This is a genomic window from Paenibacillus germinis (assembly GCF_013141785.1).
GTDB lineage: Bacteria > Bacillota > Bacilli > Paenibacillales > NBRC-103111 > Paenibacillus_E > Paenibacillus_E phytorum.
Genome location: NZ_WHOC01000144.1, coordinates 1 through 15908 on the forward strand (window position 1 = coordinate 1; position 15908 = coordinate 15908).

Genomic DNA, 15908 nt, shown 5'->3' on the forward strand with positions numbered 1-15908 from the left:
TACATCCCGGCCTAGTGCGTTTGTTAATTTAAAGTCCACCGCCTTTTCGCCTGGTTGCTTCCCGGAAGCGATCCCCGATTTCTGAAGTTCCTCAATCATTTGACCGATCTTAATCTGCGCTTCAATCGGTGCATTGGCCTTAAACTGCTGTGTGGCAACTTCCAGTTGTTTGGTTAAATTTTGGTTGCTCATCGTTCTGAAACCTCCAATATCGAATGTAGCTTGATTATAATTCTAAAAAAATCGGAGTTCTGTAATGTAGTTTACAGTTCTCCATTTTTTTGAAATTGTTTAAAACGGCAGAACTAATGTAATGTAATGTAATGAATGTAATGTAGATGACAGATGTCGATTCGGTTCGCATGTTAGTCTGTAAACTAAGCCGCCAAGTATTTTGTCCTGGATGGCAGGAGAAAATTCGCTCAATTAATAAAATAAGAATGCAAACGTGAAAGGAGAATATGGATGAAGATACTCGTTTTAGGAGGAACAGCGTTTTTCGGTCGTCGTTTAGTCCGTTTATTACTCGGGGATGGCCACGATGTAACCATTGCAACAAGAGGTCAGACACTGGATGATTTTGGCGACGCCGTGACCCGAATAAAGGTGGACCGGACGAATCAGGATGCCATGAGAGAAGCGTTCGGCAATTGTTATTATGATGTCGTTTACGATCAAATCTGCTTTAATCCTCAAGATGCCAAAATTGCCCTGGAAGCGTTTGGAAACCGCATTAAGCGGTATGTAATAACCTCAAGTATGGCGGTTTATAACAGTAAAGATACCGAAATCACCGAAGACGATTTCATGCCGGAACAATACAGCTATGATTTAGACGCTCAGAAATATGACTATGCCGAAGGAAAACGCCAAGCTGAATCCTACTTTTTCCGGAATGCGGCATTTCCCGTCGTTGCGGTTCGCGTAGCCATGGTCGTATCGGGAACCGACGATTATACAGGCCGTTTTGATTACTATGTGAGGCATGTTGCTGAACATAAATCTATCGGCGTGTTGGAAGCTGAGCACCCTATTACTTATGTGACAGCGTGGGATGCGGCCGAATTTCTTAATTTTATCGGAGCCAAATCCGATTTTGTCGGACCAATCAATGCAGCGAATAGCGGTTACTTAAGCATCCAAGAACTCTGTTATGAGATAGGGGACTGCTTGAATACGACCCCGCTGTTTCATGTAGGCCGACATGAAGAACAAACTTTATCCCCCTACGCCATGTTTCCTTATACTTGGAAGATATTGAATGCCAGAGCAGTATCTTTAGGATTTGAATTTCCGCCAATTCAAAAATCGATTTCGCTTATGGTCCAGGACAGTGTTTCTAAATGGGAAAGAAGCTTAAAAGATGAATTTGATGCACTTCAGGCTCAAAACCGTAATATGTTGCCAGATGCCGCGGCGACATTTGCCAGATTGCTTCAGGACCTTCGAGATCAAGGTGCAGGCAAAGGACTGAATATCGGAGATAAGGCTCCCGATTTTAGCCTGGAAGATGCTACGGGGAAACCCATCACATTATCTGAAGAACTAGCCAAGGGCCCCGTCATTATCGTTTTCTATCGGGGTGAATGGTGTCCGTACTGCAATTTGCAATTGAAGGCCTATGAGCGCATCATGAATGAGATTAAAGCTGCCGGTGCTCAATTGATTGCCATTAGCCCGCAAACACCGGATCATTCGCTTTCCATGAAAGAAAAACATGAACTGAGCTTCTTCGTCCTTAGCGATGCGAACAACAAAACAGCGGAAAACTATAATCTTAAATACAAGCTGCCTGACTTTATGCAAGACATTCAGAAAAGATCTGGTATTGAGCTACATCAATATAACGGTAACCCTACATTTGAGCTTCCTGTCACAGCCACATACATTATCGATAAAAAAGGAACCGTCATAGCCGGTGCTTCAGATTTAAACCATAGAACGCGGATGGAACCGTCCGAAGCCTTAAAAAAAGTCCGTTCGTTGCAATAATGTTATTGCAACGAATGCCAATGACTTTGCCAACATTATTTTGGAGGACCGATATATCCGATGAACAAGCTCTGGTATTTATCGCAAATCAGCATTTTTGAAGAAATGTCACGAGAAGAAATTAGAGAGATCGATCAGTTAGATACCATCCATCATTTCAATTGGATCACAAAAAACACATTTGTCCAAACCCCGGAGTCCACGCGCGAGGGACTCTATTTCGTCAAGGAGGGCAAGCTTAGACTCTATAAACTGAACGACAACGGAAAACAGTTCACGCTTGGCATTCTCACAAGAGGAAATATATTCGGAGAGTTAAATTCATTCTCGTTCGGAACCAGGGGGGTTTATATTGAAACGATGGAATCGTCGCTTCTTTGCACCATGTCCGAGCCTCAGTTCGAACGGCTGATGATCAATCGGCCTCAGCTCGCGCTCAAATTTCTTAAAGCGCTCAGTGACCGGTTAAAGGAGCGGGAGGATCAATTGGAACAGCTTGCGCTTCATGGTCTTAGAGAACGCGTGCTCCATCTCCTTTCCACACTGAGCGCTAAATTCGGCGTTATTCAAGACGGATATGCCCTGATTGATCTGCCTCTTTCACATCAAGAGATTGCCAATATGCTCGGTGCTAGCCGCGAAGCAGTCAGTAGCGTGATGAGTGAGCTTGCCAAGGAGGGTCTCGTTAAGATATCACGCCTGTCTGTTCAACTTGCGGTTACAATACTTGAAGAAAGTATTCCTCGAAACTCTACACATTGATATGCTAAAAAAAGGTCAACCCAGAAAAATGTGGTTGACCTGATAATCCAAGTTTAAGCTACTGATTTCATTATCTACTTGAACATGTATTATTTAATGAACAGACCGATAAAAATAAAGAAAAAACGAAAATCCTACTTCCTATCATTATTCAACAAATTTGGAACATCATGCGGATTGTGGTATATCCGCAGCATCAATCTGGCGGCACTTCTGATGACGAACGACTGGATATACGCGAGCATGGCGTCCAATACAGCTTCAAGCGGACTCGTCTCCTTTCGGCATTGAGTAAGAAGAAGGCCTCCTTGAAGTGCAGTCAACAGTGTTAGTGTGAGATTGTCCGGATTAGCGTCGGTTCTCAGTTCAACGCGTTCATACATTGCGCGGAGCCCTATACAAAAGGCAAATTCCCATTGCATAAAACCATCTGCGAGCTGAGTGCGAGCCGCTGAGTCCGTATCCGCCAGTTCACTGGAAAGCGGGCCTCCTATTTGGAATTACCGATAAGAGCCTTACATTCTTTCGGGATTTCTGAGCGCTTATTGAGAAAGGACTTGAGAATGTATGTGTAATTTCTATTGAATTGATCATCGTATTGAAGCAAAAATTCAATAATCTCTTTGTCGCTTAGACAATTTGAGCGGTAGCTACGCGGCAACCTTAATGCTGAATAGATATCGGAGATGGCCGCAATACACCCAATTTCACTTTGATTCGTGGTGCCATGAGGATAGCCGCTGCCATCAAGTCTTTCATGGTGTGAGTAGCAAAATTGAAGGATATCCGAACCAAAGTCAAGTTGTTTTAACGCGTCATGCCCAATCTTAACATGTTCAACAACCAACGTTCTTTCTTCAATGTTCAGACGATGTGATGATTTCAAAATGCCATCCGGCATTGACAATTTTCCTATGTCATGTAGCAAACCGGCGAGAAACATCCGTTCTGCATTACAGGATGTGAGACGAATGTTTATGGTTAAGTGGTAGGCAATAAATGCAACAACCAGAGAATGATTCGCGGTTGCTGGATCACGGCAATTCATGGAAACGAATAGTGCCCTGCCTTTCTCCCACTCCTGATCTCCTTTGTACATACTAAACAACTGAATAAACAAAGATTGAGAGTCCAGCAAAACATCGTCCATGTGGCGCCTCCTATCAAAAATACAAAAAATATTCTGCTACATAGGAAATTTCCTACTGATTCGTTTGATCCCGTGACAATGATACGATATATCAAACCGAATATAAAATGATTATAAATTATTAGGAGCATACCAACTTTGATATGAATAGAGGGCTAATGCAATTAATTGTTAAGATTTCCGATACGAGAAACTTCACAAAAGCAGGAAAAGAACTCTATATGACGCAGCCTGCGGTCAGCCGTGCGGTGGCAGCACTTGAAGCTGAGTTGGGGGTAAAGCTTATTGCCCGCGATCGTCGTTATGGCGTTCATTTCACGGATATCGGGGAACGTATTTTGGGATTTTTCAAAGAGATTTTGACCTACTTTGAGAGAATTGATCAAGAGATTGCTCGCGAAAAAGGACTTGATACGGGCATTGTGAGGATCGGCGTTTTTCCCTTAGCCTCCTCCTACTTCATTCCCAAAATCATAAGCAGTATAGCTGAGAAGTATCCGAAAATTGAATTCACACTTCATGAGGGAACCATTGCTGAAATAAAGGAAAGGCTTGAATCCAGAGAGGTTGATGTTGGACTTATCGTTCCTTCCGGCCATCACGATGAACTCATAACATTCCCTTTGTACCGTGAAGAAATATACATGGTATGTAAGGAGAATCATCCTCTTGCCGCGAAGTCCGTTATTCAGGCGGGCGATCTCATGGGTCAACCCTTGATTATTTGCAAATCCGGCTGTAAGCCACCCGTAATGGATTGGTTTGAGCAATCCGGAATACAACCTCAAATAAAATATGTACTCAATAATTACATGACAACATTAAATATGGTCCAGGAGGGATTAGGTATTGGAATCATGTCTGAACTGTCTACAATGAATCTACCTACTAACGTAATCTTACGTAAGTTGGATCCGAAGTGGCATCGTGAAATTCATCTTGCCGTATCCTCATTAAAGGATTCTTCGATCGCTGTGCAGCTGTTTATTAGAACGGCGCTTCAATTATTCGAAAGTCGCTCAGGCTCTGAGTTGAATCTTCAATGACTTTAATACCAGAATGCGGAACCCAATATCTGCTTTCTGGTACCTAAAAAGATAAGACATGAATTCATGAAGTATTCTTCTTATTACAGATAGCTTCCCTTATCCGTCACAAAAAATAAAGCTTAGGCCAAGAGAATCAGGCCATAAGCTTTTAGGTGATAATGGGAGTCGAATATGGATATTTTCACTGAATATTGATTCGTCAGTTGCATCTGTGTTACGAAGCTATCATAAAAAATCACGAGTTTGGCTGAATAGAAACTCACGATCGGGAATTGTAACGTAACGATTGTTTATATTCTCCCAAACTCGTCTGCCGATCGCGTTGAAATTATATTCCCATACAAAATCGTTTCCGCTGCTCATACTCAATTATGACGCCTTTATTACACGGTTACAGATTCCAGATATCCCCTCACCTGAACAGGTGTCTTTGCATACTTACTGTGCAAATGTCCCAATTTTACTCCGTTTTTTATAAACGAATAAACTTGGAATTCCCATAACCTCGTTTTCTTCCGCAACCGTCTGAAATTGTTCCACATCGGTTGCATAGAAATCCTTATCTCTATTTTCCGCTATAATATCACCAATAAACCGGTCCATGTTTTTGCAATCGGGGCACAAGGTTGCGTCGAACTTAACTACCGTATATTGATCCCGATTAACCAAATCGCGAAAACGTTCTGCCGATTCAACTATACTTAGCTGTCATTAGTTACTTACTCTGCCATCTAGTTGTTTTTCGACATTCCATATATTTACTCCTTTACTTAAAACAATTATATCTTCATCTATCTTCCTCTTACCATTCAGGTTGGGTACATATTTTAAAAAAACCATTTTTAAAGAATGCTCTCAAAATAATAGTTCTCAAATATTATTTCTCTGTAAGTTAATACAGAAGATTATTTACAAGCTTCGTTGAATAGAAATCAGTTACGAGTATAATTCAAAATAACTTAGTATTAGGCTGACAATTTATCCAAATATACTAAAACAACTCATTTTGTAGGGATATTCTTGTCGTTGGCATGTTTTGTAGGTATTTTCATGTCGCAAGATAAACGACAAGAATATCCCTACAAAAGCAAAAAACCTTGATTTAACAAGGTTTCGATGTAGGTACTTTCATGTCGTTAGACTTCTGCAGTCTAACGACATGAAAATTCCTCGAAATTTATCGATGCTGTTTTAGAGGCGTTTAACAAAAACACAAATGAGCCAGCAAAATAATTCTGCTGGCTTTGATATAAATAAAAAAACTCCCCATTTCACGAAGGGAGTTCGATTTATGTTGTTTTTCGAAGAATAATATTGATATTATGCACCAGATTCAGGAAAGCCATGTGAGGCCATTGAAATCATCCTCCACGAATCTTCACCAGTCACTCTATCAAATTTGATATACGCGGCATCCTCATGTTTGTCACAAGCATGTAGTTCATAGTCAACATTTCCGATTCGAAATGTCGCTGGTTGATCGCAGTAAGAGCATATTGCCGTATTTACTATTCCTATTCCCATGTCCATTAACACCCACCGTTCAATACATCATATAACATCTATGATGCCACCTTCTTGGCATTTCTATACATAGAACACGCATTTCTGTCCTTCCCCATTTGATATCCATGCTTATATCCCTCATCCCGGCATTCATACGCCTTCTCTGCTGCACGGAGTTGCTTAGGCTTCTACTGCTCAGTGGAAGTTTGCGGATCTCCTTAGTCCCAATTAAAATTTAAGCGATTTCACTTTCTCAAGAAACACTTTTCACAATCCCTTAAAAAATAGCTAGACATGACGAAAATAGTTATGATACATTTGTAAATAAATATTGGTAATTTTTAGGTATTAAGTGGCATTGATAATGTGACGAATCCCTATTTGGCTCGCATCATCAAATCTCTCTGACATATAAATAAAATGTCACTTTTACCCCAAAAGTTAAAACGCTTAAACTTTAATGGCATCGTGAGACCTCTTCGTAAAGTGTTTAACTTTTGGAGATAGTCTAACGGGAAGGAGGGTTCGCGGAGTTTGCTTGCATCAACTATCACAAAGGAGGAATTATTTTGTACACATTGAAATCAACCTCAAGCACGATGAAAGTGATGTTTCTTGTGATTCTCTCTGCGGTCATGCTTTTTGCAACGTTAGCCGTCCCTGCTCAACTTCAGCCGAAAGCCTATGGAGCTGGAGAATTGAAACCGTTTCCTCAGCAAGTTAGCTATCCTGGTATTATTAAACCTAATCACGTCAGCCAATCCACAATGAATACCGCAGTATCCACTTATTATGACTATTGGAAAGCTACTTATCTTAAAAATAACTTGTCCTCACTTCCAGGCGGTTATTATGTAAAAGGCGAAATTACCGGCGATGCTGACGGCTTCGTGCCGCTCGGCACCTCGGAAGGACATGGATATGGCATGGTCATTTCCGTGCTTATGGCCGGTTATGATGCGAACGCGAAGACGATCTACGACGGACTGTTCAAAACGGCTAGAGCGTTCAAAAGCCCTAACAATGCTAATCTAATGGGATGGGTAGTGGCGGATAGCACGGGCGCCCAAGGACATTTTGATTCAGCCACCGACGGAGATCTGGATATCGCCTACTCACTCATTTTGGCGGATCGCCAATGGGGCTCGAGCGGTACAATCAATTATTTGGCCGAAGCCAAAAAGATGATCACTAACGGCATTAAGGTTAGCAATGTAACAACGAACAACAGGCTGAACCTTGGTGACTGGGATACGAAAGACGCCCTGAATACGCGTCCCTCCGACTGGATGCTCAGTCATTTGAGAGCTTTCTATGAGGTAACGGGCGATTCAACCTGGCTGAATGTGATCAATAATCTATATAACGTATATAGTCAATTCACAGCGGCTTACTCCGCTAGCACGGGTCTGATTTCCGACTTCGTGGTAGCCAATCCACCTAAGCCGGCTCCGCAGAACTATTTGGACGAATTTCCGGAAACCAATGAATACAATTACAATGCAAGCCGCGTGCCGCTGCGAATTGTAATGGACTACGCTTTGTACGGAGATACTCGCGGCAAGGATATCGCTAATAAAATGGCGGTCTGGATTAAAGGGAAAACAGGCAGCAATCCGAACAATGTGAAAGACGGATACCAACTGAACGGCGCGGATCGCGGTACATATGCGACAGCTGTCTTCGTAGCGCCATTCATTTCCGCAGCGACCACATCCAGCACGCATCAGGCATGGGTCAATGCCGGTTGGGATTGGATGAAGAATAAGAAAGAATCTTATTATAGCGACTCCTTTAACATGCTGAACCTTCTGTTCATCTCGGGGAACTGGTGGAAGCCTACATTTGGAGCAGCGGACACACAAGCTCCTTCGGCTCCAACCAACCTGACAGCAACAGCAGCTTCGAGCAGCCAGATCAATTTAAGCTGGACAGCTTCGACCGATAATATCGGCGTAATTGGTTACCAAGTATTTCGTGGTGGCGTTCAAGTCGGCACACCGACAGGCACATCGTACAGTGACACCGGACTTACTGCTTTAACGGCTTACAGCTATACGGTCAAAGCAATCGACGCCGCGAGCAATCTTTCGGCTAACAGCAATACCGCAACTGCAACTACAAGTTCAGCTCCTCCTGTCAGTACTAACCTTGCTCTAGGCAAGACAACGGTAGCCAGCTCTATCGAAGGTGCGGGATTTGAAGCTTCAAAAGCTACTGACGGCAGCTCAACAACCCGTTGGGCGAGCGTAGAAGGAAGCAATAATGAATGGATTTACGTCGATCTGGGCGCAGCTGCAAGCATCAACCGGGTCAAATTGAATTGGGAGGCTGCATACGGCAAAGGCTATAAGATTCAGGTTTCAACCGACAAAACGACCTGGACGGATGCCTTTGTAACAACAACCGGCAATGGCGGGATTGACGATAATACGTTTAACGCTAAAAACGGAAGATATGTGAGAGTGCTTTGTACAGCCAGAGGAACAACATATGGATATTCGTTATTTGATTTCGAGGTTTACGGCTCCTAAGTTCACTTTGAATATGAAACAAAAAGTAATCCACTCCGGTCGAAAGTCCCCGAGGTGGATTACTTTTTTATTGACGATCAGCGAATTAATATTTACAAATCCCACGTGTAATAATAACAAGCAAAATGAACAGAACGAGAATACTACCTACTGAGTTATAAGAGCTGACTTTAGCTACAGGGTGATGATGCACAGCTGGTTTTGGGAAAACATACGATGTTTGTTGGTAGGATGCGTGTAAATGGATATCATTGTGGATCGGGCTTTGCATTATTGGAGCTTGCTGTACCGGCATCGGCATCGGCATCGGCATTGGCATTGGAGCTGGGATTGGAGTTGGCATCGGCATTGGGGCCATCGGGTACGTTGGAGCTTTTACATATTCCATGAAAGAGCACCTCCTCAAAGTTTTCCTTAAGGAAAACTTTCATTATAAAATTAAATGGTCTTAAACTACTTGTTTTCGTTTAGGTTGGGTGAATAGCTTACAACATCAGTCTATGGGGGAGCACCTACCTTGAACACGGTAAACACCCAGATCCAAATAAAATGGTTAGGTGTCATGGGCGAACGAGCATTCATGCTGCCAATGAAACGGCAAAAGGACTGTCCCATACATCATGGACAGTCCTTCTTTATTACACATATGGATTGTTATCTCGTTCGAAACCAATCGTTGTTTTGGCGCCATGTCCGGGATACACAATGACGTCATCATCGAGTAGAAACAGCTTATCTTGAATGGAATCCAACAGCACGTTGTTATCCCCACCAAGAAGGTCCGTTCGACCTACCGACAGTTTGAAAAGTACATCTCCACTGAACAGGTGCTTCTCGTATAAGAAGCTCACACTTCCCGGTGAATGACCAGGGGTATGGAATACCTTAAGCTTAATACCAAGAAACTCGAGCGTCTGCCCTTCGTCTAGCGCATATTCAGCCGGGTCCGTTTCAATCGGAGCACCTAGATCAGGCCAGCGAGCTGAGCCGTTTTTCTTCGGATTCGTCAGCCAATCGGCTTCTAGATCGTGGATATACACAGGACAACGTTTGAGCTTACGAATCTCATCGACACCACCGATATGGTCAAAATGAGCATGCGTGAGGAGAATCGCTACAATATCCAAATCAGCAATCTTTTTGATAAGTGATTTAGGATTCATGCCAGGATCTATGATAATGCCTTTTTTCGTTTCTGGATCAGATAACAAATACGCGTTTGTACTTACCGGGCCTAGCACAAATGATTCTATTTTAATCATATGTATTCACCTTAGAACGACTCGATTAATTCACGAAGTTCCTTCACAATAACAGCATGATATCCGTTACCTTCACCATATTGACGGCCCATTTCGGCTCTGGCTACTTGAATTTTTTCGTTATAATCTGCCGCTTCACGATCTGGATTTTCTTTTTTGAATTGATTCATGACAGCTTGCACGTGTTTCGGACGCGGACCCCATTGTCCCAAAACAAAACCGCCTGTATCTGTAAATATAACAATTGGAATCGCACGACCGCCACCCGTCAGGAACTGGTCAATAACGTCGTAATTTTGTTCAATGATAAGTACTTCCGTAGGAATACCGCTGTTTTCCAGCGCCTTGAATACGACAGGTACGTTACGAACAACGTCGCCGCACCAATCCGCAGCAACGATCAGACAGCGCAGATCATCCCGGTTGTTTAGAGAATCAAAATACTCCTTATCGTCTTCATTATCCCATTCAAATCCATTGTAATAAGCTAAAAATTGCTCTTGATTTTTCTCCATGCTGTCAATGAACTGTTGCGGCTTTAAGCCAGTGCGCAGTTTGCTTGCTAGATTCGTGCTCATCGCTATTCATCCTCTCTAATCGTCGTTCGTTTCTTTTATTGTAGCAAATGCAAGCGAAAGCTCCAAATCTTTGTGGCTTATATCTTCGCTTTTCTTTTCAAATATAATTGATAACCCACATACAAGATTGTTAGCACAATCGCTGCGATAATTAATGGCTTAATGTAAGGTCCTGCGATTTCGTCAATCGTTTCCCAGTTATCTTTGAGCTTCATGCCCAAGTAGACATAGAGAATGGAATATGGAATTAAAGCTAGACCTGTGTAGAGTGTAAACTTACCTAGTGGCATTTTGGCCATACCGCCGGGAAGGGATATCGCATGACGGACAATGGGAATGAATCTAGCTGTGAAGATCATGCCTGTCCCATAGCGGTTAAACCAAGACTCGGCTACATCAATATGATGCTTGCTGATAAGCAAATATTTGCCGTACTTTTCAAGGAAGGGTCTGCCTCCGTAGCGGCCGATCCAATAGAGAACCACTTGTGCTAAGGTACCTCCGATTACTGCGCAAATAACAGCACCAACAAAATTAATTTCACCTTTTGACACCAAATAGCCTGCGTAAGCCAAAAGCAATTCGTTAGGGATAACTTCCAACATTAATCCGAGGAAAATCCCCCAATACCCAAGGCCTTCCAAATAAAGCAGTACATTGTGAATCAACTCACTCATCCATGAAACCTCTCTCCACTTAGAATATCCGTTTCTAGTCTATAAAACATTCTATCACAGACGGGCTCCTATCAACCAGTTCCACGCTCTTTTTGCGCTAAAAAGTAGGATATAATGTGCTCCTTGCAGGCTTGAACGGGTGCACTTAAGTCTTTGCCTGAGCGATGAATGAGCCCATGTTCTAGCAGAATTGTTTTCTCTTGTTGCAGTCTCAACAGTTTACCAGATTGAAGCTCTTCCTGAACGGATGTTAACGGCATTAAGGACAGTCCCATTCCAAACATCATGGTCTGTTTAATCATTTCCGTGCTGTCGAACTCCATCGCTGTAAAGGTGGCTAACCCTTTGTCTGCTAAGACCTGAGAGGCCATCGTTTGGTAAATACAGCGGCTACCAAAACCGATTACTTTGGTATCCGCTATCGCTTCCCAACCATCGTTCTCCATACGACTTACCAATGCAGGAGCCCCTACCCATACCAATTCATCTTGAATAAGAGGTATAAAAGTAAGATTGTTAGCCTTCGGGTCGCGTGGAACAATACCAAGGTCAACGCGGTACGCAGACACTTCTTGGATAATATCGCGTTGAAAGCCGGTTTCCAGCTGTAATTGAATCTGAGGATACTGTTCAAAAATAGTAGGCAGCAGCTGCGGGAGATGCGGCACACAGAAGGATTCAAGCGCTCGGAGCCGTACCACGCCTTTGGGTTCATGCAGACCGGTTAATTTATCTTGGAGGGATTCGCTAAGCTGTAGGTATCGATACGCATAGGGGGCAACTTCTCTACCCGCGTCAGTTAATTCTACACCTCGGGGCAAACGCTTAAACAGAGCTTTACCCAGTGTTTGCTCAAGCTGATGAATATGCATCGTAACCGTTGATTGCACGTATCCGAGCTTGAGGGCTGCCTTGCTGAAGCTTTTTTCCTCCATCACCGTGATGAAGGTTTTCATACTGCGCCCGTCCATATGTTCCAGCATTGTACACCACTCCTACCCATCGAATTATCGAATATCTATTATCACGATCATTCGTTATTCAAATAACTCCACTCATGATACCATGTGAATTAATAAAGAGAAAGAGGTGCCCACAAGCAATGAATAGCCCTGCATCATTCCCCAAAGCATTCGCTCTGCTCATCCCCGGAATCGGCGGATTTCTCGCTATTCTGATATGCAGCTTACTCGGCGATTTCACCCGAGTAGCGCTGATTATGGCACCCTTCGGCGCTTCCTGCGTCATCGCCTTCGCGCTCCCGCAGAGCCCGCTCGCGCAGCCCCGCAGCCTTGTCGGCGGCCACGTGCTGAGCACGCTCGTCGGGCTCTGCGCGCTCTCCGCCTTCGGCGTCCACGCGTGGAGCCTCGCCCTCGGCGTTGGCGCCGCCATCACGCTCATGCAGCTGACGCGCACGCTGCATCCGCCGGCCGGCGCCGACCCGCTGCTCGTGATGCTCACGGGCGCGGGCTGGAGCTTCCTGCTCTCGCCGGTGCTGCTCGGCGCCGCGGTGCTCGTGCTGGTTGCCCTCGTTTATCACCGGGCAACCCGAACCCATTACCCCACCGCATGGTGGTAATGGGAACCCTAACTTGAACAGCAGCTTGAACTGTTCATCAGATCATAATCATGCGCTGACAAGCCTCCGCATAAGATGTACAAGTACCTTGTACAGGAGGCGGACCAACGATGTCCCGAGTATGGATTATTAAACGTAAGCATCTCTTTCTGGCAGCCGCTGCTCTGCTGCTGCTCCTCTCCGGCTTGTTGTATATGAACCGTGGGAGCATCGTTCCAACGGCAGCCGAGCCGACTGCGGAAAGAATGATTCACATGGTTGTCGGAGAGTTTAAATCAACCACGGCAGACGGTAAAACAATCGAAGCCTATCGATGGGATCCGGGCACCGTCGTTGTCCAAAAGGGCGAGAGAATCAAGCTTAGCATCTATGGTGTGAACGGTCAGAGCCACCCTTTTCTCATCGAAGGGCTAAATATTAGCGGTGAAGTCAAGAAAGGGAAAGAAACCGTTGTACATTTTACTGCCGATCAGGAAGGGACTTACCGCCTCATTTGCTTGACGCACACGGATATTGCCCATAGCGGTCCGATGATCGGCTATATCGTAGTGGATTAGCCTCCTTTTCTGGCGAAAACCTTATCTTCTCTTTGATCTCTTAACTCCCCGCGCGGCGTTCTGATATCAGGAGTGGCAATAAGGTTTTTTTTCGTTTACACTGTTGCAAAGTTCAATGAATTTAAAGAAGAAGGTGCCCAGTCTTGAAAACTCATATTCTAGTTGTCGATGACGATGCTCACATTCGGGAATTGCTCCGTTTCTTATTTTCAAAGGAAGGCTATGCGGTGTTTGAAGCAAGTGATGGTGAACAAGCGTCCAAGGTGATGGAAACCGAGCAAATTCATTTGGCGGTCGTCGATGTCATGATGCCACTGCGGGATGGTCTGGAGCTATGTTCGGAAATCCGCGAGCATTATGATATACCTGTCCTTCTTTTAACAGCCAAAGGAGAAATCGAAGATAAAGAGAAAGGCTTTCTGTCTGGGACCGATGACTATATGGTTAAGCCCTTTGAGCCCAAGGAATTGTTGTTCCGAGCGAGAGCTTTGCTGCGGCGTTACCAGCTTGTCTCCTCCGAGGTGATTACCTTGAACCAAACCATCATCAATCGCAAAAGCTATGAAGTGATCGCCAAGGGCCAAACTCTTCTGCTTCCCCTCAAAGAATTTCAACTGTTGGCCCAATTAGCCAGTCATCCAGGACGCATATTCACGCGGGAGCAGCTGATTCAGATGCTCTGGGGAACAGATTATGAAGGCGATAGCCGAACCATTGATGTCCATATCAAACGTTTGCGGGAACGGTTCTATGAGATGACCGATGATTTCGTCATTACAACTGTACGAGGACTTGGGTATAAGCTTGAGGTGACCGAACGGTGAAGACACTATATACTCGTATCGTTGTTACTTTTATTGTCATTGCGATGGTCAGCAGTACGCTCGCCCTGCTCCTCTCCAATAGCTATTACTTGGCCAATTTAAAAGACAAAAACGAAGAACAAATTTGGAAGATCACGAATGAAATTCGTACGTTGTATGAGCAAGTGCATGATCTCGAGCCAGCTACCTACTTTACACATATCGCCAACTTGGGATTTCAACTTTATGCCGTTAACGATCGGATGGAAGGGACCTATTACGGGACTCCGTTTAAACATACCCAGATCGATCCTGAGCAGATTCGGCTTGTCTTATCCGGAGAGACGTATCGGGGCGTCTTGCAAGAGCGTCATTTTCTTATGGTGACCGGTTTTTTTGAAGATAGCCTTCGAAATAGCATCGGGGTCCCTATTCAAGTAAAGGGAAAACCTTATGCGCTATTTGTGAGGCCTAATTTGGAGCAGCAAATTGGCGGCGTACGTATCCTCATGGCCTTTCTGTTAGGGCTTACGTTTCTTTTTAGCATTATCTTAATCATTATTTTCTCACAATATATTGTTAAGCCTGTCAAAAAGCTAACCGAAGCTACGAAACGGATCGTCAAAGGAAACTTTGAGAGTGCCATGGACGTTTCACGGCAAGATGAGATAGGAGAGTTGGCCAGAGACTTCACCTACATGGCCCAATCCCTCAAACAGCTGGATAACATGCGGCAGGAGTTCGTGGGCAACGTTTCTCATGAAATTCAGTCTCCGTTAACATCCATCCAAGGCTTCGCTCAGTCGATTCTGGACAAAGAAACCTCCGAGGAAGAGAAAGAACGGTATCTTCATATCATTTTAGAAGAAAGCAAGCGGTTATCCTCACTCAGTAAGCAGCTGTTAACGCTAGCCTCTTTGGACAAAGAAAGCCATGTCATTAAGCGCAGCGTTTATCGACTAGATGAGCAAATTCGCCAGATTCTGATTGTTACCGAGTGGCAATGGACCGAGAAAAAGCTAGAGATCGAACTTGAACTGCCGGAAGCAGACATCTATGCGGACGCCCAACTGCTCCATCAAGTTTGGCTGAACTTCATCACGAACAGCATCAAGTTTTCGCGGCCTGGAGATACCTTGCGGATCGAGATTCAGAAGTTGGATACGGAAATCCTCATTCTGATCAGCGATACAGGTATTGGGATACCGTCATCTGAGCTACCTCATATCTTTGATCGCTTCTATAAAGCAGATAAGGCAAGAAACCGTGCTCGCTCCGGCAGCGGCTTAGGATTATCGATTGCACAGAAAATTACCCAGCTCCACCATGGAAGCATTGATGTGCAGAGCGAAGTCGATAAAGGCACTACGTTTACCGTGCACCTGCCAAGATTGTAATTGAACATTCATCGTCTGTTCATATTCCTTTCCTACAATTCTAATGAGAATAAGGAGAGGGG

The 15908-nt window shown here is 44.2% G+C and carries 15 protein-coding genes and 4 pseudogenes; 10 read left to right on the forward strand and 9 right to left on the reverse strand.

Annotated features, from left to right (window positions below; all coding sequences use genetic code 11):
* Positions 1-192: pseudogene (locus GC102_RS26580) on the reverse strand (hypothetical protein); the annotation flags it as partial.
* A gap of 273 nt (positions 193-465) precedes the next feature.
* Here GC102_RS26580 and GC102_RS26585 point away from each other — a divergent pair.
* Both GC102_RS26585 and GC102_RS26590 read left to right on the forward strand, forming a co-directional pair.
* Entirely contained in the window at positions 466-1992 is a 1527-nt protein-coding gene (locus tag GC102_RS26585; RefSeq protein WP_171692212.1) for a redoxin domain-containing protein, read from the forward strand.
* 60 nt (positions 1993-2052) lie between these two features.
* Positions 2053-2754, forward strand: a complete 702-nt coding sequence (locus tag GC102_RS26590) for a Crp/Fnr family transcriptional regulator (protein WP_171692213.1) — start codon at positions 2053-2055, stop codon at positions 2752-2754.
* 134 nt (positions 2755-2888) lie between these two features.
* On the opposite strand, the gene GC102_RS26595 is transcribed toward GC102_RS26590, so the two are convergent.
* Positions 2889-3248, reverse strand: coding sequence for a TetR family transcriptional regulator C-terminal domain-containing protein (locus GC102_RS26595; protein WP_171692283.1), 360 nt, complete (start codon positions 3246-3248; stop codon positions 2889-2891).
* The gene (locus tag GC102_RS26600; RefSeq protein ID WP_171692214.1) at positions 3245-3904 is read right to left on the reverse strand and encodes an HD-GYP domain-containing protein; all 660 of its coding nucleotides are present in this window, start codon (positions 3902-3904) and stop codon (positions 3245-3247) included. Before GC102_RS26600 ends, GC102_RS26595 begins: the two co-directional genes overlap by 4 nt.
* A 143-nt stretch (positions 3905-4047) precedes the next feature.
* Between GC102_RS26600 and GC102_RS26605 the strand changes: the two genes are divergently transcribed.
* Complete coding sequence (locus GC102_RS26605) at positions 4048-4950, forward strand: LysR family transcriptional regulator (RefSeq protein WP_171692215.1); 903 nt, start codon at positions 4048-4050, stop codon at positions 4948-4950.
* 386 nt (positions 4951-5336) lie between these two features.
* Here GC102_RS26605 and GC102_RS26610 read toward each other — a convergent pair.
* Positions 5337-5652, reverse strand: a pseudogene (locus tag GC102_RS26610) (thioredoxin family protein).
* 1496 nt (positions 5653-7148) lie between these two features.
* Between GC102_RS26610 and GC102_RS39670 the strand changes: the two are divergent.
* From GC102_RS39670 to GC102_RS40385, 3 genes and pseudogenes are all read left to right on the forward strand, one after another.
* Positions 7149-8324 (forward strand): annotated as a pseudogene (locus GC102_RS39670) (family 8 glycosyl hydrolase); the annotation flags it as partial.
* An 18-nt stretch (positions 8325-8342) separates the two neighbouring features.
* Positions 8343-8543 (forward strand): annotated as a pseudogene (locus GC102_RS40735) (fibronectin type III domain-containing protein); the annotation flags it as partial.
* A complete protein-coding gene (locus GC102_RS40385) occupies positions 8529-8993 on the forward strand; it encodes a discoidin domain-containing protein (RefSeq protein ID WP_376769410.1) in 465 nt (154 codons plus the stop codon). The pseudogene GC102_RS40735 and the gene GC102_RS40385, both read left to right, overlap by 15 nt.
* 85 nt (positions 8994-9078) lie before the next feature.
* Here the strand turns inward: GC102_RS40385 and GC102_RS26620 are convergent, their stop codons facing one another.
* The 5 genes from GC102_RS26620 to GC102_RS26640 all read right to left on the reverse strand — a co-directional run bounded on the left by GC102_RS26620 (position 9079) and on the right by GC102_RS26640 (position 12493).
* Positions 9079-9381: a hypothetical protein gene (locus GC102_RS26620; RefSeq protein WP_171692216.1), complete on the reverse strand. Its 303-nt coding sequence runs from the start codon at positions 9379-9381 to the stop codon at positions 9079-9081.
* A 250-nt stretch (positions 9382-9631) separates the two neighbouring features.
* Positions 9632-10255: an MBL fold metallo-hydrolase gene (locus tag GC102_RS26625; RefSeq protein WP_171692217.1), complete on the reverse strand. Its 624-nt coding sequence runs from the start codon at positions 10253-10255 to the stop codon at positions 9632-9634.
* Positions 10256-10266: 11 nt separating this feature from the next.
* Positions 10267-10833 (reverse strand): thioredoxin family protein, encoded by a 567-nt coding sequence (locus GC102_RS26630; protein WP_171692218.1) that lies wholly within the window; start codon positions 10831-10833, stop codon positions 10267-10269.
* A gap of 77 nt (positions 10834-10910) precedes the next feature.
* The gene (uptA, locus tag GC102_RS26635) at positions 10911-11510 is read right to left on the reverse strand and encodes an undecaprenyl phosphate transporter UptA (RefSeq protein ID WP_171692219.1); all 600 of its coding nucleotides are present in this window, start codon (positions 11508-11510) and stop codon (positions 10911-10913) included.
* A gap of 71 nt (positions 11511-11581) precedes the next feature.
* Positions 11582-12493, reverse strand: coding sequence for a LysR family transcriptional regulator (locus GC102_RS26640; RefSeq protein ID WP_171692220.1), 912 nt, complete (start codon positions 12491-12493; stop codon positions 11582-11584).
* Positions 12494-12612: 119 nt separating this feature from the next.
* On the opposite strand from GC102_RS26640, the gene GC102_RS26645 reads away from it, so the two are divergent.
* The 4 genes from GC102_RS26645 to GC102_RS26660 all read left to right on the forward strand — a co-directional run bounded on the left by GC102_RS26645 (position 12613) and on the right by GC102_RS26660 (position 15846).
* Positions 12613-13089, forward strand: coding sequence for an HPP family protein (locus GC102_RS26645; protein ID WP_171692221.1), 477 nt, complete (start codon positions 12613-12615; stop codon positions 13087-13089).
* 194 nt (positions 13090-13283) lie between these two features.
* Positions 13284-13646: a cupredoxin domain-containing protein gene (locus tag GC102_RS26650; protein WP_376769411.1), complete on the forward strand. Its 363-nt coding sequence runs from the start codon at positions 13284-13286 to the stop codon at positions 13644-13646.
* A 143-nt stretch (positions 13647-13789) separates the two neighbouring features.
* Positions 13790-14470 (forward strand): response regulator transcription factor, encoded by a 681-nt coding sequence (locus GC102_RS26655; protein ID WP_171692223.1) that lies wholly within the window; start codon positions 13790-13792, stop codon positions 14468-14470.
* A complete protein-coding gene (locus tag GC102_RS26660; protein WP_171692224.1) occupies positions 14467-15846 on the forward strand; it encodes a sensor histidine kinase in 1380 nt (459 codons plus the stop codon). Before GC102_RS26655 ends, GC102_RS26660 begins: the two co-directional genes overlap by 4 nt.
* Positions 15847-15908 lie beyond the last annotated feature (62 nt).

Coding starts and splice junctions, on each gene's coding strand:
- GC102_RS26590 (WP_171692213.1), top strand. CDS start 2,053: ATGAACAAGCTCTGGTATTTATCGCAAATCAGCATTTTTGAAGAAATG.
- uptA (WP_171692219.1), bottom strand. CDS start 11,510: ATGAGTGAGTTGATTCACAATGTACTGCTTTATTTGGAAGGCCTTGGG.
- GC102_RS26630 (WP_171692218.1), bottom strand. CDS start 10,833: ATGAGCACGAATCTAGCAAGCAAACTGCGCACTGGCTTAAAGCCGCAA.
- GC102_RS26625 (WP_171692217.1), bottom strand. CDS start 10,255: ATGATTAAAATAGAATCATTTGTGCTAGGCCCGGTAAGTACAAACGCG.
- GC102_RS26585 (WP_171692212.1), top strand. CDS start 466: ATGAAGATACTCGTTTTAGGAGGAACAGCGTTTTTCGGTCGTCGTTTA.
- GC102_RS26600 (WP_171692214.1), bottom strand. CDS start 3,904: ATGGACGATGTTTTGCTGGACTCTCAATCTTTGTTTATTCAGTTGTTT.
- GC102_RS26645 (WP_171692221.1), top strand. CDS start 12,613: ATGAATAGCCCTGCATCATTCCCCAAAGCATTCGCTCTGCTCATCCCC.
- GC102_RS26605 (WP_171692215.1), top strand. CDS start 4,048: ATGAATAGAGGGCTAATGCAATTAATTGTTAAGATTTCCGATACGAGA.
- GC102_RS26650 (WP_376769411.1), top strand. CDS start 13,284: ATGAACCGTGGGAGCATCGTTCCAACGGCAGCCGAGCCGACTGCGGAA.
- GC102_RS26640 (WP_171692220.1), bottom strand. CDS start 12,493: ATGCTGGAACATATGGACGGGCGCAGTATGAAAACCTTCATCACGGTG.
- GC102_RS26620 (WP_171692216.1), bottom strand. CDS start 9,381: ATGGAATATGTAAAAGCTCCAACGTACCCGATGGCCCCAATGCCGATG.